The organism is Curtobacterium sp. AC272 (assembly GCF_979258155.1).
On the sequence record NZ_OZ409838.1, the window covers coordinates 959,074 to 983,351 of the forward strand.

The window sequence follows — 24,278 nt, forward strand, 5'->3', positions numbered from 1 at the left end:
CACGGCGGAAGAGACCTTCAGGCCTCGGCGTACCCGCACATCAGCGGCGCGCCCTACCTGAAGGAAACCGTGGACGTCCCACTCTTCGTCTGGCTCCTCACCATCGCAGGCATCCTCGCCCTGCTGGTGTTCGACTTCTACTCGCACGTGCGCACCCCGCACGTGCCGCACATCCGCGAATCCGCGTTCTGGTCCGTGTTCTACATCGGACTCGCGATCCTGTTCGGCTTCGGCATCCTGGTCTTCGGCGGCGGACAGGCCGGCGGTGAGTACTTCGCCGGGTGGCTCACCGAGAAGGCGTTGTCGGTCGACAACCTGTTCGTCTTCCTCATCATCATGACGAGCTTCGCCGTGCCGAAGGAGTTCCAACAGAAGGTCCTGCTGGTCGGCGTCGCGATCGCCCTCGTCGCCCGAGGCATCTTCATCGCCCTCGGCGTCACGATCATCGAGAACTTCTCGTGGGTGTTCTACCTGTTCGGCGCGCTGCTGTTCTGGCTCGCGTGGTCGCAGGCCCGCAGCGGCAACGACCACGGTGGTGACGAGGGCGACTCCCGCCTGATCCGCATCCTGAAGCGCATCATCCCGACCTCGGACCACTACGACGGCGACCGCCTGACCACCAAGGTGGACGGCAAGCGCCTGTTCACCCCGATGCTCCTCGTCATGGTCGCGATCGGTCTGACCGACGTGCTGTTCGCGCTCGACTCGATCCCCGCGATCTTCGGGCTCACCCAGGACGCCTTCATCGTGTTCACCGCGAACGCGTTCTCACTGCTCGGCCTGCGGCAGCTGTACTTCCTGATCGCCGGGCTGCTCGAGCGTCTGATCTACCTGGGTCAGGGCCTCGCGGTCATCCTCGGCTTCATCGGTGTGAAGCTCGTCTTCCACGCCATGCACGTCAACGAGCTGCCGTTCATCAACGGTGGCGAGCACATCGAGTGGGCGCCGGAGATCCCGATCTGGTTCTCGCTGGGCTTCATCCTGCTGACCATCGCGGTCGCGACGACCGCTTCGCTGGTCGTCTCGAAGAAGCGCCAGGAGCGCGGGCTCACCCCGACGGGCGAGCCGAAGGAGTCGGTCGCGGCCGACGCGGAGTAAGCGTCACGCCCTGGACGGGCGGCAACACAGACGGGAGGCACGGTGCCAGCTGGCACCGTGCCTCCCGTCTGTCCGTCCCCGAGTCTCGGGCCGCGCGCGCCGAGTCTCGGCCTGGGCGACAGTTCACGCGCTCCGGAGCGCGTGAACTGTCGCTCAGCGCGAGTCTCAGCCAGCCAGCCAGCCAACCGGCCGGCCAGCCAGCCGGCTACGCGACCGCGTCGGCGGGCTCGCGCTTCTGCACCCGCTGCCCGACGACGGCGGACACACCGTCCTGCCGCATCGACACCCCGTACAGGGCGTCGGCGATCTCCATCGTGCGCTTCTGGTGCGTGATGACGATGAGCTGCGAGGACTCACGGAGCCGCTCGAACACCGTCAGCAGGCGGCCGAGGTTGGCGTCGTCGAGGGCGGCCTCGACCTCGTCCATGATGTAGAACGGCGACGGGCGCGCGGTGAAGATCGCGACGAGCAACGCCACCGCGGCCAGGGACCGCTCGCCGCCGGACAGCAGCGTCAGGCGGTCGATCTTCTTGCCGGCGGGCTTCACCTGCACGTCGATCCCGGTGCCGAGCAGGTCGGTCGGGTCGGTGAGGTTGATCGAGCCGGAGCCGCCCGGGAACAGGATCGGGAAGATGACGTCGAAGGCGTCCTTCGTGTCGTTGAACGCCGACTCGAAGATCGTCTGCATCTTCGTGTCGAGCTCGTCGATGATCGTCATCAGGTCGGTGCGGGTCTTCTGCAGGTCCTCGAGCTGCTCGGCGAGGAACGCGTGCCGCTGCTCGAGCGCCTGGAACTCCTCGAGCGCGAGCGGGTTCACCTTGCCGAGGCGGCCGAGGTCGCGTTCGGCGGCCTGCAGGCGGCGCTCCTGCTCGGCGCGGACGTACGGCACGGTCTCGACGTCGTCGGGGTCGACCTCGTCGGTGACGTCGAACTCGGGCAGGGCGGGGCCGCCGGGCAGGGTCGACGCGAGCTCGACGAGCGCCACGGTGTCGTCGCCGGGGCTGGTGTCGAGGTCCGCCGTGCCGTCGTCGGGGGCGATGTCGGTGTCGGCATCGCCGACCGGCGCCGTGTCGCTGTCGACCGGCACCGTGTCAGCATCCGCCGGCTCGTCGAGGCCCGCAGCGGCAGCCGCCGCGGCAGCCGCCGCGCGCTCGGCGTCGCGGTGCTTCCGAGCCAGCACCCGCGGGTCCACCAGCACGTCGACCGGCACCGGCACGGTCGGCCCGTACTCGGTGACGAGCACGGCTTCGGTCAACCCGAGGTCGCTCAGCGCCCGGTCGAGCAAGCCCGACACGTGCAGTTTCTTCTCGTAGATCTCCATCTCGAGCGAGTGGACGCCGTCGGTGATGGTCTGCAGCCGGTCGCGGAGCTCGCGCTCCTCGTTCCGGATCGCCTGCAGTTCGGTGTTGCGCTTCGACCGTTCGGACTCCTCGGTCGCGAGCTGCACGCGCGCCTCGGCCAGCGACCGGTCGACGGCGCCCAGCACACCCGGCAGGTCGGCGAGGACGGCTTCGGCGGTCTCGATCTGGCCGCGTCGGATCACCGCGCGACGCGCTGCTTCCTCTGCCGCCGCGCGCTCGGCCTCGAGCTGGCGTTCGAGCTGGTCGGCGCGGTGCCGTTCGGCGCGGACGCGCTCGCGCACGGTCTGCACCTGGATGCGCTGCTCGACCTCGGCGGCGCGTGCGGCCTCGAGTGCGTCCTGCAGGCCCGGACGCTCAGAGGCGTCGACGACGGGCCGCTCCTGCTCGGTGAACGCGCGGTGCGCCGCCTCGGCCTCTGCCAGGGCGGCGTCGACGAGCTCGACGGCACCGTCGGTCTCGGCGAGGGCGGCACGCAGGCGCTCCACCTCGGCCGCCGCGTTCTCGGCCTTCGCCCGCGTCGAGGCGCTGGCCCGGTCGTACTCGGCCGTCGCCTTCGCGTGCGCGCGGGATGCCGCGTCGGCCTCGTCCACACGGCGGCGTGCGTCCTCGACGGCGGTGCGTGCTGCCTGGAGGCCCGTGGCTGCGTCCTCGGCGTCCGCCCTGATGGCGTCGCGTCGCGTCACGGCGTCGTCGCGCTCCGCGACGAGCTCGATCCGCGAGGTCACGCGTTCCCCGCCGCCGGTGACGCGGACGGCGCGCACGAGGTCCCCGGACCGGGTGACGACCGTCGCGTGCGGGGCGGCGGCGAGCACGGCCTCCAGGTCGAGCGTGCCGGAGTGCGCGTCCGCGTGCCCGCCCTCGCTCTCCGGGACGTCCGCGATCAGGGTGTTCCGCAGGATCGCGGCGATCGCCGGCGGGCCCTGCACCAGGTCGAGGGCCCGGCGGACGCCGGCCGGCAGCGTGTCCGGCAGGTCCGTGGGGAGGACCTCGGCGTCCGCGACGACGACGTCGATGCGTCCGATGTCCGCGGAGCGGGCGTGGTCGACGGCATCGAGCGCGACCGACCGGTCGTCGGCGAGGACAGCGTCCGCGAGCCCGTCGAGCGCGACGGCGACGGCGCCCTCGAACCCGGGCACCACCGTGAGCGCGTCGGCCAGACGCCCGACGATGCCCGCGCGTCCGGCGTCGATGAGCGCCTGCGAACCGTCGCGGACGTCGATCGACATGCCGAGCGCCGCGACCCGCGCGTCGAGGGCGTCCCGCTCGCGCTCGAGGGCGTGCAGCCGGTCGCGCTGCTCGTCGCGTGCGGCCTGCGCGGCCTCCAGCTGCGCACGAGCCGCCTGGAGCGTGGCGGCGAGGGCCTCGTCGTCGACGCCCTCGGACGGATCGGTGCCGAGTTCGGCGAGGGCCGCGGTCGCACGCTCGGCGCGTTCGCCCGCCTCGGCGAGGGCCCGCCCGCGACGCTCACGGTCCGCCACCGTGGACCCGCGCTTCGACCGGGCCACGTCGACGGCGTTCGCCAGCCGCTGCGCCTCGAGGTCGTGCTGCGAGACGCGGGCGGCCTGCGCGGCGATGCGTTCGTCGAGGGCGTCGAGCGCGTCACGTGCGGCCTGCACCGCACGGGCGGTCTCCGCAGAGCCGCCCTGCATCTCGTCGGCGCGGGCGGCGAGCCGATCGGCCTCGGCACGGACACCGGCCACCCGCTCCGGGGTGATCGAGGGGCCCTGCTGCGGGAGGTCGGCCTGCTGCGCCAGGAACATCAGCCGCTGGTTCGCCAGGCTGGACAGCCCGCGCAGACGCTCCTGCACGCTCTCCAGGCGGTGCACCACGGTCCGGGCGCGGTCGACGTCGTCGCCGACCATGCTCTGCTCGACGTGCTGCTGGCGGACCCGGGTCTGGTCGAGTCGCTCGGTCAGGACGATGCGCTCGGACTTGCGGCCCGCCTCGACCTCTTGGTGGTCGTGCAGTTCGCGGCGCAGCCGGACGACGTCGTCGGCGAGGATGCGGGCCTTGGCGTCCCGCGCGACGGCGGCGACGGACTGGGCCTTGCGGGCGACCTCGGCCTGGCGGCCGAGCGGCTTCAGCTGGCGCCGGATCTCGCCCGCGAGGTCGGACAGGCGGGTCAGGTTCGTCTGCATCGCGTCGAGCTTCCGGAGGGTCTTCTCCTTGCGGCGACGGTGCTTCAGGATGCCTGCCGCTTCCTCGATGAAACCGCGGCGGTCCTCCGGGGTGGCGTGCAGGACCTTGTCGAGCTGCCCCTGCCCGACGATGACGTGCATCTCGCGGCCGAGGCCGGTGTCGCTCAGGAGTTCCTGCACGTCGAGCAGTCGGCAGTTCTCGCCGTTGATGGCGTACTCGCTGCCGCCGTTGCGGAACAGGGTGCGCGCGATCGTCACCTCGGAGTAGTCGATCGGCAGCAGCCCGTCGGTGTTGTCGATCGTCAGCAGCACCTGGGCACGGCCGAGTGGCCCGCGGGTCGAGGTGCCCGCGAAGATGACGTCCTCCATCTTGCCGCCGCGCAGGGTCTTCGCCCCCTGCTCCCCCATCACCCAGGCCAGGGCGTCGACGACGTTGGACTTGCCGGAGCCGTTCGGGCCGACGATGCACGTGACGCCCGGCTCGAACGCGAACGTCGTCGGCTGGGCGAAGGACTTGAACCCCTTGATGGTCAGGCTCTTCAAGTACATGCGGTCTCCGGGTGTGCTCACGCGTGCTGCGGCGGGGCCGCTGCTGGGCTGTGCTGCTGGGCGCCAGGCTAACGCGTACGGGCGCGGGGACGCGGTTGGCACACGGGGCAGATGTGGCTCGACCGGTTCATGAAGGCCTCGCGCACGATCGTCGTGCCGCAGCGGGGGCAGGGCTTCCCCTGCTGGCCGTAGACGTTCAGACGCTGCGAGAAGTACCCGGACTGCCCGTTGACGTTGACGTACTGGGCGTCGAAGCTCGTCCCGCCGTCCTCGAGCGCACGCAAGAGGACACTGCGCACCTCGTGCAGCAGGCGTGCGAGGTCGGCACGGGTCAGCCGCTCGGCCGGTCGGTCGTAGTGCAGCTTCGCAGCCCAGAGGGACTCGTCGGCGTAGATGTTGCCGATGCCGCTCACGACGCCCTGGTCGAGCAGGATCCGCTTGATGCCGCTCGAACGCTTCCGGGCGATGGCGGTGAAGCGGTTGTCGTCGAACGCGGGGTCGAGCGGGTCGCGGGCGATGTGCGACACCTGCTGCGGTACGCTCCGGCGCCACGCGGCGTCGGGGTCCGATGCGTCGACGTGCCCGGCGAACCCGGCCGGGGCGCCGTCCACCGTCGGCACCATCGCGTCGATCGCCATCGAGCCGAAGGTGCGTTGGTCGACGAACTCGAGCTCGACCGCGGGTTCGGCGGTGCCGTCGCGGTCGGTGCCGACGGGTTGCACGTCGATGAGGATGCGGCGGTGCTTCGCCGCCGGTCGACCGCGGCCGAGCAGGATCTGGCCGCTCATGCCGAGGTGGGCGACGAGCGCTTCGGGCCGGTCGCCCTCGTGCTCGGGCTGCAACGGCATCCAGAGGAACTTGCCCCGACGGACCGCTGCGGCGATGGTGCGACCGGTCAGGCGGTCGGCGAAGTCCTCGGCCGGGCCGTCGTGCCGGGTGAGCGCCCGCTCGTCCACGACGTCGACGTGCAGCACCCGAGCGCCGCTGACCGCGGGTTCGAGGCCGGCGCGCACGACCTCGACCTCGGGGAGTTCGGGCACGCGGTCAGGCCGCTCGGCCGGACAGCCGGGTCCAGGCATCGAGCGCCGCGGACATCTCGGCGGCCTTCTTGCTCGAGCCGGTGCCGACGGCGATGTCCTCGCCCTGCAGGACGACGGTCGCGCTGAAGGTCTTGTCGTGGTCCGGGCCGGTCTCGGTGACGCGGTAGGCCGGGTTGCCGAGCGACAGGCTCGCCGCGAGCTCCTGCAGGCTCGTCTTCGGGTCCATCGCTGCACCGAAACGGTCGGGGTCGATCATCAGTGGCTCGACCAGGCGGAGCACCAGGTCGGTCGCCGGATCGGGGCCCGCGGACAGGTAGGTGGCACCGATGACGGCTTCGACGGTGTCGGCGAGGATCGACGACTTGTCGCGGCCGCCGGTCTGCTCCTCGCCCTTGCCGAGGCGCAGGTACTGGCCGAGCCCGATCATCCGGGCGATCTCGGCCAGCGCGACCGTCGACACCAGGCTGGCGCGACGCTTCGCGAGGTCACCCTCGTCGAGGTCGGGGAAGGACCGGTAGAGCTTCACGGTCACGGCCTGGCCGAGGATCGAGTCGCCGAGGAACTCGAGGCGCTCGTTGTGCTTGATGCCCCCGTGCTCGTAGGCGTAGGAGCGGTGTGTCAGGGCGAGCTGGAGCAGCTCGAGGTCGATGTCGACCCCGAGCTGGCCCTGCAGACGAACGACGTCCGGCCCCACGGGGCGGGACCCCGTGGCGCCGGACGTCGTCGTCATGCGTTCGGTCCGATCAGACGTCGGCGACCTTGCGGCCCTTGTACTCCATGTACAGGGGGTGCCGGCCGAGTCCTCGACGACCTTCGCGCGGTGCGGGAGGCTGTAGGTGACCTGACCGTTCTCGATCGTCTTGACGAGCTGGATCGGCGTGGCCTTCCACTGCGAACGACGGGCGTGCGTGTTCGCACGGGACTGCTTGCGCTTGGGAACGGCCATGGTGAATCTCTTTCGGTTGGTCGGTGGTCGGTACGGGGGCTGGCGGTGTCGGGGCCTACTCGGCCTCGGCCCGCTCCTCGCCCTCGGTGGTCTTCGTGTCGGTGGTGTCGCCGTGGGCGGCACGCTCGGCTGCTTCGAGCTGGATGCCGGTCAGGGCTGCCCAGCGCGGGTCCAGGGTCTCGTGAACGGGCTGCTCATCGAGGTCGGCCAGTCGCTCGCCCGTCACCGGGTCGAGGCCTGGGCAGTCCGGTCGGCAGACCGGCTGGAACGGCAGCGCCAGCACCACCGCATCTCGAACGACCTGTTCGCAGTCCACGTGGTCATCACGAACGAAGAAGTCGAAATCCTCCGAGGCATCATACGCGAACAGCTCGGCGAAATCGACCTCGACGGGTTCGCTGATGTCGATGAGGCAGCGCGAGCACTCCCCCGTCGCGTCGGCCGAGGCGTGACCGGACACGAGGACACCCTCGTGCAGGCCCTCGAGCCGCAGGTCGATGCGCAGCGGAGCACCTTCGCGCACCGCGATCACACCGGCTCCCAGCGCGTCCGGCACCACGATGTCGAGCGAGTGCTCGCGCATCTCGCCCGGACGGTGCGCCAGGTCGCGCACGCGCAGGGCGTAGGGGCTGTTCACGTGGGAAGACACGATCGTCAACCCTAGCGTGAACGCAGCCGAGAGTCGAGGCAGGCAGGGTGTGTCCGCGCGTCGGCCGGCTGGGCTTCCGGCTCGGCGGACGACTCAGGCGCGACTCAGTCGCGGCTCAGCGTGCGGCGAGGGCTGCCGCCACGGCCTTCGGCACGTAGGGGGTGACGTCGCCGCCGAGCGTCGACACCTGGCGGATGAGCGAGCTCGACACGTGGGAGCGCGAGGCGTCGGGCAGCAGGAACACGGTCTCGACGTCGGCGAGGTGCCGGTTCATGATCGCCATCGGGGTCTCGTAGGCGACGTCCTCGCCCGATCGCACGCCCTTGACGAGCACCTTCGCCCCGACCTGCCGGCAGTAGTCGACGAGGAGCCCGGAGGTCCACTCCCCGACCCGGACCGTTCCCGGCGTGCCGACCTCGGCCAGGGACTCCTCGATGAGCCGGACGCGGTCGACCGCCTCGAACATCGCGGGCTTCTTGTCCGGGTTGTGCACCACGAGCACGTGCACCTCGTCGAACAGCCCGGCGGCTCGACCGATGACGTCGAGGTGCCCGAGCGTGACGGGGTCGAAGGAACCGGGGACCACCGCGATCTGCGCCATGGCAGCGACGATACCGGTCCGTGCCGGTGCATCCGGCCCGGGGTCAGTTCTTGCCGAGGAACGCCGCGTCGGACTCGTCGAGGCGGCGTGCCAGTGCCTCGCGCAGGGCCGGGGACCCGTCGAGCTCGGGATCGGGTTCGAGGACCCGCTCGGCTTCGCCACGGGCGTCCACGATGAGGTCGGCGTGCTCGACCACGCGCAGCAGGTTCAGTGACGACCGGCCGCCCGACTGCCGCTCGCCGAGCACGTCGCCCTCGCGCCGGAGCTCGAGGTCGACCCGGGCGAGCTCGAAGCCGTCGTCCGAGGCGGACACCGCGTCGACGCGCTCCCGCGAGGTGGTCTCGAGCTCGGCGGTGGTGACGAGCAGGCAGACGCCCGCCCACTGCCCACGGCCGATGCGGCCGCGCAGCTGGTGCAGCTGGGAGACGCCGAAACGATCGGCGTCGAGCACGGCCATCATCGCGGCGTTCGGCACGTCGACACCGACCTCGATCACGGTCGTGGCGACGAGGACGTCCAGGTCGCCGGCGGCGAAGGACGTCATCACGCGGTCCTTCTCCTCCGCCGTCATCCGGCCGTGCAGCACCGCGATCCGTCGGCCTTCGAGCACGGGCATCGTGCGCATCCGCTCGGCGGTGGCGAGCACCGTCGCCGGGGCGCGCTTGGGGGCGTCGTCCTCGGACTCGGCGGGCGCGGGTTCGCCGTCGTCCTCGGCGTGGGCGTCGTCGATGGCGGGGCAGACCACGAAGGCCTGACGCCCCTTGTCGAGCTCCTCTGCCATCCGGGACCAGATGCGGGACTCCCACCCGGGGTGCTCCGCCAGCGGGACGGTGAAGGTCTCGACGCCCGCACGACCGGAGGGCAGCCCGGTGATCGTCGAGACGTCGAGGTCACCGAACACCGTCATCGCGACGGTGCGTGGGATCGGGGTGGCGGTGAGCACCAGGACGTGCGGCGGGGTGGCGCCCTTCGTCCGGAGCGCTTCACGCTGCTCGACGCCGAATCGGTGCTGTTCGTCGACGACCACGAGCCCGAGCTCGGCGAAGTCGACGCGGTCGCCGAGCAGGGCGTGGGTGCCGACCACGAGCCGCGAGCTGCCCGACGCCGCGGCGAGCAGGGCCCGTCGGCGTTCGTCGGTGGACTGCGACCCGGTCAGGATCACCGGACGGAGCTCGGCCGCGAGGTCCGGTCCGAGGAACTTCACGATGGACCGCAGGTGCTGCGCGGCCAGCACCTCGGTCGGGGCGATGAGCGCGGACTGCCCACCGGACTCGGCCACCGTGAGCATGGCGCGGATGGCCACGAGGGTCTTGCCCGAGCCGACCTCGCCCTGCACCAGCCGGTGCATCGGCCAGGTGCGGGCGATGTCGGTGTCGATCTCGGCACCGACGGCACGCTGGTCGTCGGTCAGGGTGAACGGCAGGGTGGCGTCGAAGCGCTCGAGGATGCCACCGGGAGCAGCCACCCGCGGGGTCGCCGCGGTGCGTCGGGCGCGGATCCGGCGCTGCACCAGGGCGGTCTGCAGCACGAACGCCTCGCGGTAGCGCAGGGCGTCCTGCGCGCGCTTGAAGTCCGCGACCTTCTCGGGGCGGTGGAGGAGCTCGAGTGCCCGACGGAACGGGACGAGGTCGAGCCGGCTGCGCGCCGAGGCCGGTACCGGGTCGGGCAGGTCCGGCAGGGTGTCGAGCACGATGCCCATCGACTTCGCGATCTGCCACGAGGTGAGCGACGCCGTCGCCGGGTAGATCGGGATCGGCTGCCGCGACCACCGGATCGCTTCGTCCGAACCCGGTTCGGCCGTGGCGCGGGGGTCGTCGGGGTCGAAGAGCTCGTAGTCCGGGTGGGCGAGCTGGCGGGCACCGCGGTAGTCGCTGACCTTGCCGGAGAAGATGCCGCGGGCACCGGGCACCAGGTCCTTGGTGCGCCAGCCCTGGTTGAAGAACGTCAGGGTGAGCAGCCCCTTGCCGTCGCCGATCTTCGCTTCGAGGATCGATCCGCGACGGGCACGCATCGTGCGCTCGCGGACGTCGACCACCTCGGCCACGATGGTGACCGGCTCACCGATCGCCAGGGAGTCGAGTGCCGTCAGGGCACCACGCTCGGCGTAGCGCCGGGGTGCGTGCTCGAGGAACTCGCCCACCGTGCGGTGGCCGAACGCCTTCTCGATCGCGGACGCGGTCCGACCACCGAGCACGTTCGCGAGCCGCGCGTCGAGGGGCGCCGGACCGAGGTCGGGCGCTGCCGGCGCAGCGGGGGTTCCGGTGGTGACCACGGACACCACGGTACCGGGCACGACCGACGTGCCACGTGCCTCCCGTCCGGCCTGTGGACGGTGTCGTCGGCCGATACGGTGGCTGCATGACCCGCATCATCGCCGGCGCCGCCGGCAACACGACGCTCCGTGTGCCGAAGTCCGGCACCCGGCCGACGAGCGACCGGGTGCGCGAGGCGCTGTTCTCGTCGCTCGAGGCCCGTGGGCTCGTCGACGACACCTCCGTCGCGGACCTCTACGCCGGCACCGGTGCCCTCGGGCTCGAAGCGGCGTCGCGCGGTGCGGTCGAGGTCGTGCTGGTCGACCGCGCGTCGGCCGCGGCGCAGGCGTGCCGGGCGAACGCGAAGGCCGTGCAGCAGCGGATCCCCGGGGTGCGGATCGACGTGCAGCCACAGCCGGTGCTCGGGTACCTGCGCGGGACCGTGCGCACGTTCGACCTGGTCTTCATCGACCCGCCGTACGACGTGACCGAGCACGAGATCGCCGAGGTGCTCGAGACGCTCGTGCCGCGGTTGACCGCCGGTGCCGTGGTGGTCGTCGAGCGGAGCAAGCGTTCCGCCGAACCGACGTGGCCCGCTGGGCTCGAGCCGTTCAGCAAGCGCAGCTACGGCGAGACCGTGGCGTGGGAAGCCGTGGCCGCCGGCGGCTGAGCCGCGCGGGTCTCGGTGGGCGGGCGCGTTTCGCGACGATCCACGAGTTGATCGACGCGTGCCGTGTCGCAAGATGCGCATGCATCGGATGCGTGCGCAACTTCCGACAGGACACCAGGTGATCGACGCGTGTTCCGTCGACAGATGCGCGCGCACTGACCGGGAGGCCCGGCTCGGCTCCGCCGCGTCGCCTCCGTCCGACGTCGGGCCGGGCGGGTCAGCCGGCGGCACCGTCCCAGTCGGCGTAGGGGTCCCAGCCGGTCGTCGGCACCGGGGCTCCGGCGCGCAGCAGGTCCGCGTCGCTGCGGTCGCGCACGACTCCGATGCGGCGGAAGCCACCCGGCAGCGGGGCCTCGGCGGGGAAGGTCGCGAGCAGGCCGTGGTCCTCGCCACCGTGCAGCGCGACCTCGTCGAGCGGGGCGTCGGCATCGAGGTCGAGCGTCACCCGGCTCGCACGGGCCAGCCGCCCGGCGTCGATCGCCAGGCCGTCGGATAGGTCGAGCATCGCCGTCGCCCCGGCCGCGGCGGCGCGCGGCCCGTCCGTGATCGGGGGCACGGGTCGGCGCTGGCGGTCGACGTCGGGATCGGCGTCCGCACCGCTCGCCACCGTCGCTGCACGGTCCGGCTCGCCCTGCGCGTCCACGCCGTCGCGGAAGAGCCGTGCGAGCCCGCGGGCAGCGCGACCGAGTTCGCCGGAGACCGCCACGACGTCACCCCCACGAGCTCCTGACCGGAGCACCGGCGCCAGGCCACCGAGGTCGCCGAACGCCGTCACCGCCACCGTGAAGGTCGCCGAGGTGGAGAGGTCGCCGCCGACCACGCCACAGCCGGGCGCGAGGGCGTCGACGGCGAGGCGGAAGCCGTCAGCGATGCCCTCGAGCACCGCCACGGGGGTGTCCTGCGGTGCGGCGAGGGCGATGACGAGGCCACTCGGCACCGCCCCCATCGCCGCGACGTCCGACAGGTTCGTCGCGGCGGCCTTCCAGCCGACGTCCGCGGGCGAGGACCACGCCCACCGGAAGTCCGGGCCGTGCACCATCATGTCCGTCGTCACGACGAACCGGCCGTCGGGAGCGGCGACGACGGCGCAGTCGTCCCCGGGCCCCACGAGCGGCGAGCCCGTCGGCAGCCGACTCGTGATCCGGTCGAGGACGACCAGCTCGCCGAGCTCCCCCACGGTCGGTCCGGCCCAGGCGTCGTACGTCGCGTCCACACGAGAACGGTAGCCTGGACCGCGATGGACACCGCGCGCCGCACCCCTCGCACCCTCGCGATCGCGGGGGTCGTGATCGCCCTCGCGGCAGGGCTGACCGGGTGCACCAACTCCGTCGGCATGAGCGCGGCACCCTCCGCGAACGCAGCGGCGTGCGCGGCGGCACAGGTGCGGTTGCCCGCGACCGTCGACTCGACGTACGACCTGCGGAACACGAACGCGCAGTCCACCGCGGCGTGGGGCGAGCCCGAGGCCGCGCTGTACCACTGCGGCGTGGCCGTGCCGACCGTGTCCGACCTGCCGTGCTTCACGCTCGGGGCGGTCGACTGGATCCGCGACGACCGCGGCAAGCAGATCGTCTACACGACGTTCGGACGGTCCCCGGCGGTGCAGGTCGTCGTCGACACGTCGAAGACCGGCAGCGCGGTGCTGCAGGACATCGCGACGGCGGTGTCGACGCTGCCGAAGGACGGCCACAAGTGCCTGGACCCGTCCGACGTGCAGGGCTGAGCCGAAGGACGGAGCAGCACCGACCAACCCGGTGCCTGGACCCGTCCGACGTGCAGGGCTGACACGCCCCGACCCCGTTGAGCGTCAGCGGACGGCGGCGCGCCCCAGCTCGATGAGCTCGCTGACCAGCTCGCCGTAGGACACACCCGACGCCGCCCAGCAGCGCGGGTACATCGACAGCGGGGTGAACCCGGGCATCGTGTTGACCTCGTTCACGACGAAGCCGTCGTCGGTCAGGAAGCAGTCGACGCGGGCGAGCCCGGACCCGCCGATGGCCTCGAACGCACGGGCACCGATCGACCGGATCTCGTCGGTCTGCGCCTCGGTGAGCGGCGCCGGGCACAGCAGCGACTCGTCGCCACCGAGGTACTTCGACGCGAAGTCGTAGAAGCCGTCCTCGGCCACGACGATCTCGCCGGGCAGGCTCGTGCGCGGCGCACCGTCACGGCCCTCGAGCACGGCGACCTCGACCTCGCGGCCGACGACGCGGGGTTCGACGATCACCTTGGAGTCGTGCTCGAACGCCAGGTCCATCGCGGCGCCGAGCTCGTCGGGCCCGTCGACGCGCGAGACGCCCATGCTCGACCCGGCGCGTGCCGGCTTCACGAACAGCGGCCAGCCGTGCGCCGCGATCGTCTCGGCGACGTCGACCGGGGCGGCCGCCCATTCACGGCGGAGCACGGTCGTCCAGGGAGCGACTCGCAGACCGGCGTGCTCGAGGACGGCCTTCGCGACGTGCTTGTCCATCGCCAGGGCGCTCGCGAGCACGCCGTCACCGACGTACGGCAGACCAGCGATCTCGAGCAAGCCCTGGATCGTGCCGTCCTCGCCGAACGGACCGTGCAGGATCGGGAACACCACGTCGACCGCGACGGTCGTGACCGAGCCGTCCGGGTGCGAGACGACGAGTTCGTTCGTCGCCGGCGAGGTCGGGAACGCCACACGCGTGCCGTTGTCGGGCACGGTCGGCAGGGAGCCGTCACGGATCGCCCACTGCGAGGGGTCGTCGGACTGCAGCGTGAACGCGCCGTCCTTCGTGATGCCGATCGGCACGATCTCGTACTCGGTGCGGTCGACGACGTCCATGATGCCGCCAGCGGTCACGCAGCTGATCTCGTGCTCGCTCGAGCGCCCGCCGAACAGGACGGCGACGGTGGTCGTGGGAACGTCGGTTCCCTCGGGGATCGTGGGCACGGGAGTCCCTTCGTGACTCGGTGCGGGACCGGTCACTCGCCCTGGGGCTCGTCGGTCTCGGTGAGGTGCGGCGCGATGTTGCGCGGATCGAGCCTACCGGCGAGGACCTCGCCGACCTGGCTGACGATGGGCATGTCGACGCCGTTCGCGGCGGCGAGCTCGAGGATCGGTGCGACGGACGCCAGGCCCTCGGCGGTCTGGTTCATCTGCCGCACGACCTCGTCGAACCGGTACCCCTGCCCGAGCAGGCGCCCGGCGGTGTTGTTCCGGGACAGCGGCGACTGGCAGGTGGCGATGAGGTCGCCGAGGCCCGCGAGTCCCGACAGGGTCGACGGCTGCGCGCCGAGCGACACCGCGAACTCGGTCATCTCGGCAAGCCCGCGCGTGATGATCGACGCTTTGGTGTTCTCGCCGTAACCGACGCCGTCGACGATGCCGATCGCGACGGCGATGAGGTTCTTCAGCACGCCGCCGAACTCGGTGCCGATGACGTCGGTGTTGATGAACGACCGGAAGTACGGGTTCGTGGCGACGGCGGCGACGGCGGTGGCAGTCTCCAGCGAGGACGACGACACGACGGCGGCGGTCGGCTGCCGGCGAGCGATCTCGAGCGCCAGGTTCGGCCCGCTCGCGACGGCGATGCGGTCCTGGTCGATGCCGAGTCCCTGGAGCAGGACCTCGCTCATCCGCAGGCCGGTGCTCTTCTCGACGCCCTTCATCAGGCTGACGACGGGAACACCGGCGGGCAGGAGCTCGCGGATCGCGTCGAGGTTCGAGCGCAGGGTCTGCGACGGCACCGACACGTACACCTGGGTGGCGCCGTCGAGCACCTGCGCGAGCGACGTCGACGCCGTGAGGGTGCGGGGCAGGTTGATGCCGGGCAGGTAGTCGGAGTTCCGCTTCGTCTCGGTGATCTCGCGGGCGACCTCGGGACGGCGGGCCCACACGACCGTGGAGGCACCGCCCTCGGCGAGCACCTTCGCGAACGTGGTGCCCCAGCTGCCGGCACCGATGACCGCCACGCGGGGCTTGTCGGTCGACTGCATCACCACCCGGATCGCGGCGGTGTCGAAGGCACCCGGCGCTGCGGCGACGGGGTCGGGACGATCGTCGTGCGGGCGGAGGTCACTCAAACCGGCCGGTCTCCTTCTGGTTGTTCGCCGCTGGGTCCCAGCGGGTCTTCGGGCCGGCTCGCCACGGAGCTGCTCGAGCAGCGCCGTGATGCGCTGCATGAGCAGCTCGGTGGCCTCGGTCAGCATCTGCTGGTCGATCGGCCGGCCACGGTAGGCGGACAGGTCGACGGGGTCGCCGACGATGACGTCCACGCGCGACCGCGGGAACAGGCGGAGCTTGTTCGAGTAGCGCGCCATGATGCCCTGCGTGCCCCAGTGGGCCATCGGGATCAGCGGCACGTCGTTCTCGAGCGCGATGCGGACGGCTCCGGTCTTGCCGCGCATCGGCCACAGGTCGGGGTCGCGGGTGAGCGTGCCCTCGGGGTAGACGATGATCGCCCCACCCTGCTCGATGAGCGATCGCCCGCCGCCGAGCGGGTCGCTCAGCCGGGTGCGGCCGGAGCGCTCGACCGGGATCTGGCCCATGCCGGACATGAGCTTGCCGAAGACGGGCACCTTGAACAGCGAGGCCTTGGCCAGGAACCGCGGGGCCCGCCGACTGATGTAGACGGCGGTGCCGACGACCAGCGGGTCGATGTTCGTGAAGTGGTTCGGCGCGAGCACGAAGGCACCGTCCGCCGGCAGGCGGTTCGGGCCGTACCAGTGGTAGTTCGACGAGAACCGGAACGTCGGGATGACGATCGACGCCACGATGCGGAACGCGGGGTTGAGCTCCCCGCGCTTCCAACGCCGTCCACGCACCGGCAGGCCGGTCGCGACCTGCACGGCGGACGCACCACGGGCCTCCCGGCCATCGCCCTGGCGCGACGGGCCGTCACCCGGACGCGACGGACCGTCACCCGGCTGCGGAACCGACACCGCGACTAACCCGCGAAGTCGAAGTCGGCGCCCAGCTTCCGCAGCTTCGGGATGAAGTGCTCGTAGCCGCGGCTGATGATGCCGACGTTGGTGATGTGGGACTCGCCGTCGGCGGTCAGCGCCGCGATGAGGTGGCTGAAGCCACCGCGGAGGTCGGGGACCCGGACGTTCGCCGCGTGCAGCGTCGTCGGACCGGTGATGACCGCGGCCTGCTCGAACGGGCGACGGGCGACACGGCGGTCGTGCCCGGGCAGCCCCTCCTTGTGGACGACGATGTCGGCGCCCATCTCGTTCAGTGCGTCGGTGAAGCCGAAGCGGTTCTCGTACACGGTCTCGTGCACGATGCTCTGCCCCTCGGCCTGGGTCAGCGCCACGACGAGCGGCTGCTGCCAGTCGGTCATGAAGCCGGGGTGCACGTCGGTCTCGATGACGACGGGCTTGAGGGTGTCGCGCTCACGGTAGAAGCGGATGCCGTCCTCTTGCACGTCGAAGCCGCCGCCGACCTTGCGGAAGACGTTGAGGAACGTCATGAGCTCCTGCTGGTTCGCCCCCTCGACGAAGATGTCGCCGTCGGTGGCGAGCGCGGCAGAGGCCCAGCTGGCTGCCTCGTTGCGGTCGTTGATCGCACGGTGCGTGTAGCCGCGCAGCGACTCGACGCCCTCGATGAAGATCACGCGGTTCGGCTCGACGGACACGATCGCGCCCATCTTCTGCAGGATCGCGATGAGGTCCATGATCTCGGGTTCGATCGCCGCGTTCCGCAGCTCCGTGACGCCGGTCGCCAGGACGGACGACAGCAGGACCTGCTCGGTCGCGCCGACGCTCGGGTACGGCAGCTCGATGGACGCGCCCTTCAGCCCGTTCGGAGCCGTCAGGTGGATGCCGTTGACCTGCTTGTCGACGACGGCACCCATGGCGCGGAGCGCGTCGAGGTGGAAGTCGATCGGGCGGTCGCCGATGCGGCAGCCACCGAGGTCGGGGATGAACGCTTCACCGAGCTTGTGCAGCAGCGGGCCGCAGAACAGGATCGGGATGCGGCTCGAGCCGGCGTGGGCGTCGATCTCGGCGAAGTGCGCCGACTCGACGTTGGCCGGGTCGAGGATGAGCTCGCCTCGTGCAGGATCGGTGATGCGCACGCCGTGCACCTCGAGCAGCCCACGGACGACCTTGACGTCGGAGATGTCCGGGACGTCCTTGAGGATCGACGGGGTGTCACCGAGCAGCGACGCCACCATGGCCTTGGTCGCGAGGTTCTTCGCCCCGCGGACCTCGATGCGCCCCACGAGCGGCTTGCCCCCGCGGATGACGATCTCGTCCGACTTGAGGCCCACGCGCGCCCCTGCGGCCGCTGCGTCCTGTACGAGAGAGTTCACTACTTCACCGGCAATGTCTTCGGCCGCCAACTGGAGCGGCGGGATTCGAACTCCGTGATCGAGGTCTCGTCACGGAGGGTGAGCCCGATGTCGTCGAGCCCTTCCATCAACCGCCAACGAGTGTAAGCGTCGATCTCGAAGGGGACGTCCACATCCCCGAGCGACACGCGCTGCGCCACCAGGTCCACGGTCGCCGACACCCCCGGGTTCCGCTCGATCTCGGCCCAGAGCCGCTCGACTTCCGATTCGGTCACGATCGCGGTGACCAGGCCCTGCTTGCCCGCGTTGCCCTTGAAGATGTCGGCGAACCGGGGCGAGATGACGACCGCGAAGCCGAAGTCACGGAGCGCCCACACCGCGTGCTCGCGCGACGAACCGGTACCGAAGTCGGGACCGGCGACGAGCACCTTCGCGCCCTGGTACTCGGGCTGGTTCAGCACGAACGACGGGTCCTGGCGCCAGCCGGAGAACAGGGCGTCCTCGAAGCCGGTCTTCGTGACGCGCTTGAGGTAGACCGCTGGGATGATCTGGTCGGTGTCGACGTTCGACCGCTTGAGCGGGGCGGCGATGCCGGTGACGGTGGTGATCTTGTCCATCAGACTGCCCTTCCAGGACGGTGTTCGCTTCGGAGTTCTCCAGGTCCCACGGGCTCGACAGCGTGCCGCGGATCGCGGTGGCGGCGGCGACGAGCGGCGACACCAGGTGGGTGCGCCCACCCTTGCCCTGGCGCCCCTCGAAGTTGCGGTTCGACGTGCTCGCGCAGCGCTCCCCGGTGCGAGCTGGTCGGGGTTCATGCCGAGGCACATCGAGCAGCCGGCGAACCGCCACTCGGCGCCGAACTCCTTGATGACGACGTCGAGCCCCTCGGCCTCGGCCTCGAGCCGGACCCGGGCGGACCCCGGCACGACCATGACCCGGACGCCGTCGGCCTTCTTGCGGCCCTGGATGATCGACGCGAAGGCCCGCAGGTCCTCGATCCGGGAGTTCGTGCACGAGCCCATGAAGACCGCGTCGACGGCGATGTCCTTCATCGGGGTGCCGGCGGCGATGTCCATGTAGTCGAGGGCCCGCTGCGCGGCGGCCTGGTCGTTCGGGTCGCTGTAGCCGGCGGGGTCGGGCACGCTCTCGGACAGCGAGACACCCTGGCCGGGGTTGGTGCCCCAGGTGACGAAGGGCTCGAGCTCGTCCGCGTCGATGAAGACCTCGGCGTCGAACACGGCGTCGTCGTCGGTCGCCAGGGTGTCCCAGTACGCGACGGCGTCGTCCCAGTCGGAACCGGTCGGGGCGTGGTCACGGCCCTGGACGTAGTCGTAGGTGACCTGGTCGGGGGCGACCATGCCGGCGCGGGCTCCGGCCTCGATCGACATGTTGCAGATCGTCATCCGGCCCTCCATCGAGAGCGCACGGATCGCGGAACCGCGGTACTCGAGCACGTAGCCCTGTCCGCCGCCGGTGCCGATCTTCGCGATGACCGCCAGGATGATGTCCTTCGCGGTCACGCCCGGACGCAGCGTGCCCTCGACCGTGATCGCCATCGTCTTGAAGGGCTTCAGCGGCAGGGTCTGCGTCGCCAGCACGTGCTCGACCTCGGAGGTGCCGATGCCGAACGCCATCGCGCCGAACGCCCCGTGGGTGCTGGTGTGCGAGTCGCCGCAGACGACGGTGATGCCGGGCATCGTCAGGCCGAGCTGCGGGCCGACGACGTGCACGATCCCCTGCTCCTTGTCGCCGAGGGAGTGCAGGCGGACCCCGAACTCCTCGCAGTTGCGGCGCAGGGTCTCGATCTGGATCCGACTCGTCGGGTCCGCGATGGGGCGGTCGATGGCGAGCGTCGGGGTGTTGTGGTCCTCGGTCGCGATCGTCAGGTCCAGCCGGCGCACCGGGCGGCCGGCCTGGCGCAGGCCGTCGAACGCCTGCGGGCTCGTGACCTCGTGCACGAGGTGGAGGTCGATGTAGAGGAGGTCCGGGTTGCCGTCCTCACCCTTGACCACGACGTGGTCGTCCCACACCTTCTCGGCGAGCGTCCTACCCATGAGCTCGACTCCCTCGTTCTCGTCGTTGCGCCGCGACCGCGGCACGATCAGGCGACTCTACCATTGGTATACCAACGCGTCGTCGCGTTCGCCGCGTGGTGCGGCGGTCGACCGGGAGGCCCGTGGCGACTCGACGACACCCGTCGCGGTGGGAAGATGGTCGGGACATGACGACACCTGCGCACTCGACCCGGACGATCAACCTCGAGGGCGCGGCACGCGCAGCGATCGCGGGCGGTGCACCACTGGCGCTGCTCATCGCCCTCGGGATGCCGGGCTACGCCGCGTTCGCGATGTTCGCCGGCTTCACCGCGATCTTCGGGGCGACCGAGCCCTACCGGCAGCGCGCCGTCACCACCGGCGTCGCGGGTGCGCTGCAGACCCTGTGCATGTTCGCGGGCATCGGCGTCGCCTTGCTCGGTTCCCCGCTCTGGTTGCAGGCGGCCGGACTCGTCGTGGTGCTCGTCATCGCGGTCTGCACCCTGTCGACCCTGCGGACGATCCCCGCGCAGCCGATCTTCCCCGTGTTCGCGTTCGTGGTCTCCGCCCTGGTGCCGCTCCGGCCCGCGGACGTCCCGCTCGTCGCGACGATCATCGTCTGCTCGGTCGTCTGGGCGTGGCTCGTCGCGATGTCCGGGTTCGTCATCCGGCACGTGTGGCACCCGCGCGCACCGCACCGGTTCCGGCCGCTGGCGCCGCTCAAGGAGCGCGGCTTCGGCATCCTCCGCACGGCCGCGCTGTGGGAGACCGTGGCGCTCAACGTCGTGGGGTCCCTCGTCGCCGGCGCGGTGGCGTCGACCATCCCCTGGCTCGGGCACCCGTACTGGGCCGTCATCGCGGTGGTGTCGACCCTTCCGGCCCTCCGCCAGCGGCACACCGTGATCCGGGCGTTCCAGCGCTTCATCGGCACGATCGGCGGCACCGTGATCGCCGTCGGGATCCTGCTGCTCGAGCCGTCGGCGTGGTGGATCGTCGTCATCGCCGTCGTGGGGCAGTTCTTCGCGGAGATCTTCGTCGCCCGGAACTACGCCGTCTGCCTGCTGTTCCTGACGCCGCTCGCCCTGGCCGTGTCGTGGCTGAGCCTGCCCGAGGCCCCGGAGCTCCTCGCGCTCGACCGGGTCGCGCAGACCGCCCTCGGTGCGCTCGTCAGCGTCGGGCTGCTGTTCGTGGGGCGCGCGATCGAGCGGCGGCGCGGCCGTGCCCTCGGCGCCACGAGCGCGATCCGTACGGTCTGAGTACCTGGTCGTTCCGGGCACACCTGGTCGTTTCTTCTGACCAGGTGTGCCCGATTCCACCCACCATCGCGCGCGTTCGGGGAGGGAACGGGCGCGTCAGTCGCGGGGCTGGATGTTCCAGGCGTCGATGACCGGGCGGCCGTGCTCGTAGCCGAGGACGCTGACCGATGCGGTGCCGAGCTTCAGCACGGCACCGTCCTGCGGCGCGAGCCGGATCCACGCGGCGCCGAGGGCACGCAGCACGTGGCCGTGCGCGATGAACACGGCGTCCTGCCCCTCGGCGAGCACCGGACGAGCGCGGTTCAGGATCCGCTCGACGCGGACCCGGACCTCGGCGGCGTTCTCACCGGGTGTGTCACCGGCAGGTACTCCGTCGGTCCAGAGGTCCCACGGCCCGTGGCGCAGCACCTTGATCTGCGGGGTGGTGAGCCCCTCGTACGCGCCGTAGTCCCACTCGTACAGGTCCTCGTCGAGCTCGGGGTCGACGCCGATTAGGTGCGCGGTGTCGCGGGCACGCTGCAGCGGACTCGACAGGGCCAACGCGAACGAGCGGTCGGCCAGGTACCGGCCGGCGCGCTTCGCCTGCTCGACACCGTTGTCCGTCAGCGGGATGTCGGTGCGGCCGGTGTGCTGCCCGCTCTTCGACCACTCCGTCTCTCCGTGACGGACGAGGACGAGTTCGCCGGGGCGTTCCGAGGTCATGAGTTCCTTCCGATCCAGAGGCCGAGCGCAGCTGCGCCGACCGAGACGACGAGCATCCCGAGGCCGTGCAGGACGGCGAGCCGGGGCTTGCCGGATCGGAGGAGCTGGACGGTCTCGACGCTCGCCGTCGAGAACGTCGTGTACCCACCCATCATGCCCGTCCCGAGCACCGCGACCGCCGGGAGCGGGATCGCGCCGGACTGCCCGAGGCCGGTGAGCAGGCCGAGGACGAGCGATCCGGACACGTTGATGAGCACGGTCCCGAGCGGGAACCCGGCAGTCCGCGAACGGGACGTGCGCGTCTTGACGAGTCCGTCGAGCAGGAACCGGAGCGCGGCTCCGACTCCCCGCCGACGGCGACGAGCAGCAGGTCGAGCGGGTTCACGACGCGCCTCCGTCCGGGCCGGTCGACGCCGGTCGGAACCGCCCGGCAAGCCCGATCCCGAGGGCGACGGCGCCGAGCCCGAAGACCACGGACAGCAGTGCGTACCCGCTGCCCGCACCCCACCGGCCGGCGTCGAGCAGCTGCGCGGTGTCGTCGGCGAGCGTGCTGTACGTCGTGAAGCCGCCGAGCACGCCGGTGCCGACGAACAGCCGGAGCGTGCGGCGGCCGCCGACGTCGGGGCCTCGCAGCGCGAGCGCCTCGAGCAGGAGCCCGAGACAGAAGGCCCCGACGACGTTGATCACGAGGATCACCCAGCTGATGCCGTCGTGGCCGGGGAACGCCTCGGCGAGCAGTGCGCGGATCGCAGTCCCGATCGCGCCACCGAGCGCGACGAGGGCGAGGAAGCGCCAGCGGAGGTGCGGCGGTCGCGCATCGGTCATCGGTACCCCTATCGCCGAGCACGCCGGATCGACTCCGCGCGTGCGGTGTTCTCGGGATAGGGACCGTTGGCGCCTTGTGCGCGGTTGGGTCCGGCAGGCCCCACTGCCGGGTCTGACGACCCGTCCAGCGTACTGCTCAGTCGGCGACGGCGGCGATCGCCTCGACCTCGACGAGCTGGTCGTCGTAGCCGAGGACGGTCACGCCGAGCAGCGTGCTCGGCACGTCGTGGTCTCCCATCGCGGCGCGGACGACGTCCCAGGCGGCGACGAGGTCCTGCTGCTCGGTCGTCGCGACGAGCACCCGCGTCTGGACGAGGTCGTCGACACCCGCGCCGGCGGCTGCGAGCGCCGTCCGCAGGTTCGCGATGCACTGCGCGGCCTGGCCGGCCACGTCACCGACGGCGACCGTCGCGCCGTGCTCGTCGAGCGGGCAGGCACCCGCGAGGAACACGAGCCGTGTCCCGGCCGCCACGGAGGACGCGTCGGCGTACTCCGCGACGTGGCTGAGCGCTGCGGACCGGATGAGCTGGACGGCACTGGACACGGAAGCAGCCTGGCACACGACGACGAAACCCCCGGCGAGCCTGAGCTCGTCGGGGGTTTCGTGGTGCTGGTGACCCCAGCGGGATTCGAACCCGCGTTACCGCCGTGAGAGGGCAGCGTACTAGGCCGCTATACGATGGGGCCGCGGCTGTTGTCGGACTCGGAGCATGTCACCTGTGGTGACCCCAGCGGGATTCGAACCCGCGTTACCGCCGTGAGAGGGCAGCGTACTAGGCCGCTATACGATGGGGCCGTTCCGACAACTCGACAAGTATTGCACAAGCCGCGCATCGCGCCAAAACGAGGCGTGTCGCCCGGGTGTGCCGTCATGCCGCGCCCGGCATACGGCGCTCGTTGCACGTGCAGATTCCGACGGAAAACCGGTCGAACGACGCGCGTTCTGTCGCAACCTGCACACGCATCCGTTGCGTGGCCGTGGACGCGACCGCCCCTCGGACGGGAGGCCCGTGGCGGGCCCGCCACGGGCCTCCCGTCCGACCGCGCGCACGTCCAGAGCCGCACTCCGTGAGCAGGAATGGTCGCGTCGGTCGGTCCCACCCGACCATTTCTGCTCACGAAGCGACCACGGCGCGGTCCCGCCCGGTCAGATCGTGAGGGACTCCCCCGGCCGCAGGATCTCGAGCACGCCGTGCGGGGCGAGCGCCTCGCGCAGCCGACCGGTGTGCATGCCGTACCCGACGTCGGAGAGCGTGGCCTCGTGGATCGGGTAGGCACGGGCCGGGGCGAGCGCGGCGACGTAGTCCATCATCTCGGCGACCTTGAGCCACGGGGCACCGACGGGTGCGGCGAGGACCTCGACGGGGACGCCCGGGTCGGTGTACGAGTCGCCGGGGTGGAAGAGCGTGCGGTTCACGAGCACGCCGGTGTTGTCGACGATCGGCACCGAGGAGTGGATGAGCTGGTGCCGCGTGCCGTGGAAGTCGAGCTCGAACGGGCCGACGGTGCGGTGGTCCCCGTCCGTGACGACCTCGACCGCGATGCCGGAGTCGGCGAGCGCCGCACGGACGCCCTCGGGGCCGAACACGACGGCGTCGGGATTGGCGGCGAGGATCCGGTGCAGCTGCTCGGGCGTGACGTGGTCGGGATGCTCGTGGGTGATGACGACCGCGACGACCCCGGTCGCGTCGACGGGGCGGGTGAAGTTGCCCGGGTCGAGCACCAGGCGGGCGTCGCCGTCCGACAGGATCTGGCAGGCGTGTTCGTACTTCGTGACCTCCATGCGGGCGACGCTACCCGCGGCGGGCGTGGGCCGACTCGGCCTGCGCCGACTCGGAACGACGTTCCCGTTGTCGTACGACATCGGGAACGTCGTTCCGAGTCGATCCCGCCCACGC

At 71.3% G+C, this 24,278-nt stretch carries 20 protein-coding genes, 2 tRNA genes and 3 pseudogenes; 4 read left to right on the forward strand and 21 right to left on the reverse strand.

Features of this window, described 5'->3' with window-relative positions:
• Positions 1–69: 69 nt before the first annotated feature.
• On the forward strand, positions 70–1,098 hold the full coding sequence (locus ACZZ0J_RS04755) for a TerC family protein (protein ID WP_111086101.1): 1,029 nt from the start codon (positions 70–72) through the stop codon (positions 1,096–1,098).
• Between the two features lie 205 nt (positions 1,099–1,303).
• On the opposite strand, the gene ACZZ0J_RS04760 is transcribed toward ACZZ0J_RS04755, so the two are convergent.
• From ACZZ0J_RS04760 to ACZZ0J_RS04790, 7 genes and pseudogenes are all read right to left on the reverse strand, one after another.
• The gene (locus ACZZ0J_RS04760; RefSeq protein ID WP_463435141.1) at positions 1,304–5,146 is read right to left on the reverse strand and encodes an AAA family ATPase; all 3,843 of its coding nucleotides are present in this window, start codon (positions 5,144–5,146) and stop codon (positions 1,304–1,306) included.
• A gap of 68 nt (positions 5,147–5,214) precedes the next feature.
• A complete protein-coding gene (gene mutM / locus ACZZ0J_RS04765) occupies positions 5,215–6,186 on the reverse strand; it encodes a bifunctional DNA-formamidopyrimidine glycosylase/DNA-(apurinic or apyrimidinic site) lyase (protein WP_463435143.1) in 972 nt (323 codons plus the stop codon).
• A gap of 4 nt (positions 6,187–6,190) precedes the next feature.
• Entirely contained in the window at positions 6,191–6,916 is a 726-nt protein-coding gene (gene rnc / locus ACZZ0J_RS04770; RefSeq protein ID WP_228506018.1) for a ribonuclease III, read from the reverse strand.
• A 96-nt stretch (positions 6,917–7,012) separates the two neighbouring features.
• Positions 7,013–7,132 (reverse strand): annotated as a pseudogene (rpmF, locus tag ACZZ0J_RS04775) (50S ribosomal protein L32); the annotation flags it as partial.
• Positions 7,133–7,187: 55 nt separating this feature from the next.
• The gene (locus tag ACZZ0J_RS04780; RefSeq protein ID WP_111086054.1) at positions 7,188–7,769 is read right to left on the reverse strand and encodes a YceD family protein; all 582 of its coding nucleotides are present in this window, start codon (positions 7,767–7,769) and stop codon (positions 7,188–7,190) included.
• A gap of 127 nt (positions 7,770–7,896) precedes the next feature.
• Positions 7,897–8,382, reverse strand: coding sequence for a pantetheine-phosphate adenylyltransferase (coaD, locus tag ACZZ0J_RS04785; protein ID WP_111086053.1), 486 nt, complete (start codon positions 8,380–8,382; stop codon positions 7,897–7,899).
• 43 nt (positions 8,383–8,425) lie between these two features.
• Positions 8,426–10,654: an ATP-dependent DNA helicase RecG gene (locus ACZZ0J_RS04790; RefSeq protein WP_194647959.1), complete on the reverse strand. Its 2,229-nt coding sequence runs from the start codon at positions 10,652–10,654 to the stop codon at positions 8,426–8,428.
• Between the two features lie 86 nt (positions 10,655–10,740).
• Between ACZZ0J_RS04790 and ACZZ0J_RS04795 the strand changes: the two genes are divergently transcribed.
• Positions 10,741–11,304 (forward strand): RsmD family RNA methyltransferase, encoded by a 564-nt coding sequence (locus tag ACZZ0J_RS04795; protein ID WP_463435145.1) that lies wholly within the window; start codon positions 10,741–10,743, stop codon positions 11,302–11,304.
• A gap of 217 nt (positions 11,305–11,521) precedes the next feature.
• On the opposite strand, the gene thiL is transcribed toward ACZZ0J_RS04795, so the two are convergent.
• The gene (gene thiL / locus ACZZ0J_RS04800; RefSeq protein WP_463435147.1) at positions 11,522–12,517 is read right to left on the reverse strand and encodes a thiamine-phosphate kinase; all 996 of its coding nucleotides are present in this window, start codon (positions 12,515–12,517) and stop codon (positions 11,522–11,524) included.
• Between the two features lie 24 nt (positions 12,518–12,541).
• On the opposite strand from thiL, the gene ACZZ0J_RS04805 reads away from it, so the two are divergent.
• Entirely contained in the window at positions 12,542–13,027 is a 486-nt protein-coding gene (locus ACZZ0J_RS04805; RefSeq protein ID WP_123339847.1) for a DUF3515 family protein, read from the forward strand.
• Positions 13,028–13,111: 84 nt separating this feature from the next.
• Here ACZZ0J_RS04805 and ACZZ0J_RS04810 read toward each other — a convergent pair whose 3' ends face one another.
• The 6 genes and pseudogenes from ACZZ0J_RS04810 to leuC form a co-directional block, all read right to left on the reverse strand.
• Complete coding sequence (locus ACZZ0J_RS04810; RefSeq protein ID WP_463435149.1) at positions 13,112–14,221, reverse strand: D-alanine--D-alanine ligase family protein; 1,110 nt, start codon at positions 14,219–14,221, stop codon at positions 13,112–13,114.
• Positions 14,222–14,253: 32 nt separating this feature from the next.
• Positions 14,254–15,267 carry an NAD(P)H-dependent glycerol-3-phosphate dehydrogenase gene (locus ACZZ0J_RS04815; protein WP_463438139.1) on the reverse strand — a complete coding sequence of 338 codons (1,014 nt, stop codon included), beginning with the start codon at positions 15,265–15,267 and terminating at the stop codon, positions 14,254–14,256.
• Positions 15,268–15,669: 402 nt separating this feature from the next.
• Positions 15,670–16,212 (reverse strand): annotated as a pseudogene (locus ACZZ0J_RS04820) (lysophospholipid acyltransferase family protein); the annotation flags it as partial.
• Positions 16,213–16,217: 5 nt separating this feature from the next.
• Positions 16,218–17,585, reverse strand: a complete 1,368-nt coding sequence (gene murA / locus ACZZ0J_RS04825; protein ID WP_123294811.1) for a UDP-N-acetylglucosamine 1-carboxyvinyltransferase — start codon at positions 17,583–17,585, stop codon at positions 16,218–16,220.
• Positions 17,585–18,181 carry a 3-isopropylmalate dehydratase small subunit gene (gene leuD / locus ACZZ0J_RS04830; protein WP_123339848.1) on the reverse strand — a complete coding sequence of 199 codons (597 nt, stop codon included), beginning with the start codon at positions 18,179–18,181 and terminating at the stop codon, positions 17,585–17,587. The genes murA and leuD overlap by 1 nt, the downstream gene beginning before the upstream one ends.
• A 19-nt stretch (positions 18,182–18,200) precedes the next feature.
• Positions 18,201–19,618, reverse strand: a pseudogene (leuC, locus tag ACZZ0J_RS04835) (3-isopropylmalate dehydratase large subunit); the annotation flags it as partial.
• 167 nt (positions 19,619–19,785) lie between these two features.
• Here leuC and ACZZ0J_RS04840 point away from each other — a divergent pair.
• A complete protein-coding gene (locus tag ACZZ0J_RS04840; RefSeq protein ID WP_214548425.1) occupies positions 19,786–20,853 on the forward strand; it encodes an FUSC family protein in 1,068 nt (355 codons plus the stop codon).
• Between the two features lie 96 nt (positions 20,854–20,949).
• On the opposite strand, the gene ACZZ0J_RS04845 is transcribed toward ACZZ0J_RS04840, so the two are convergent.
• From ACZZ0J_RS04845 to ACZZ0J_RS04875, 7 genes are all read right to left on the reverse strand, one after another.
• Positions 20,950–21,555 carry a histidine phosphatase family protein gene (locus ACZZ0J_RS04845; RefSeq protein ID WP_123339850.1) on the reverse strand — a complete coding sequence of 202 codons (606 nt, stop codon included), beginning with the start codon at positions 21,553–21,555 and terminating at the stop codon, positions 20,950–20,952.
• Positions 21,552–21,989, reverse strand: a complete 438-nt coding sequence (locus ACZZ0J_RS04850; protein ID WP_463435151.1) for a fluoride efflux transporter FluC — start codon at positions 21,987–21,989, stop codon at positions 21,552–21,554. The genes ACZZ0J_RS04845 and ACZZ0J_RS04850 overlap by 4 nt, the downstream gene beginning before the upstream one ends.
• Positions 21,937–22,380, reverse strand: a complete 444-nt coding sequence (locus ACZZ0J_RS04855; RefSeq protein ID WP_463435153.1) for a fluoride efflux transporter FluC — start codon at positions 22,378–22,380, stop codon at positions 21,937–21,939. Before ACZZ0J_RS04855 ends, ACZZ0J_RS04850 begins: the two co-directional genes overlap by 53 nt.
• A 136-nt stretch (positions 22,381–22,516) precedes the next feature.
• Entirely contained in the window at positions 22,517–22,924 is a 408-nt protein-coding gene (locus tag ACZZ0J_RS04860) for a RidA family protein (RefSeq protein WP_463435155.1), read from the reverse strand.
• A gap of 67 nt (positions 22,925–22,991) precedes the next feature.
• Positions 22,992–23,067: transfer RNA gene (locus ACZZ0J_RS04865), tRNA-Glu, on the reverse strand.
• 33 nt (positions 23,068–23,100) lie between these two features.
• Positions 23,101–23,176, reverse strand: a tRNA-Glu gene (locus tag ACZZ0J_RS04870).
• A 351-nt stretch (positions 23,177–23,527) separates the two neighbouring features.
• Positions 23,528–24,163, reverse strand: a complete 636-nt coding sequence (locus ACZZ0J_RS04875; RefSeq protein ID WP_463435157.1) for an MBL fold metallo-hydrolase — start codon at positions 24,161–24,163, stop codon at positions 23,528–23,530.
• Positions 24,164–24,278: the final 115 nt, after the last annotated feature.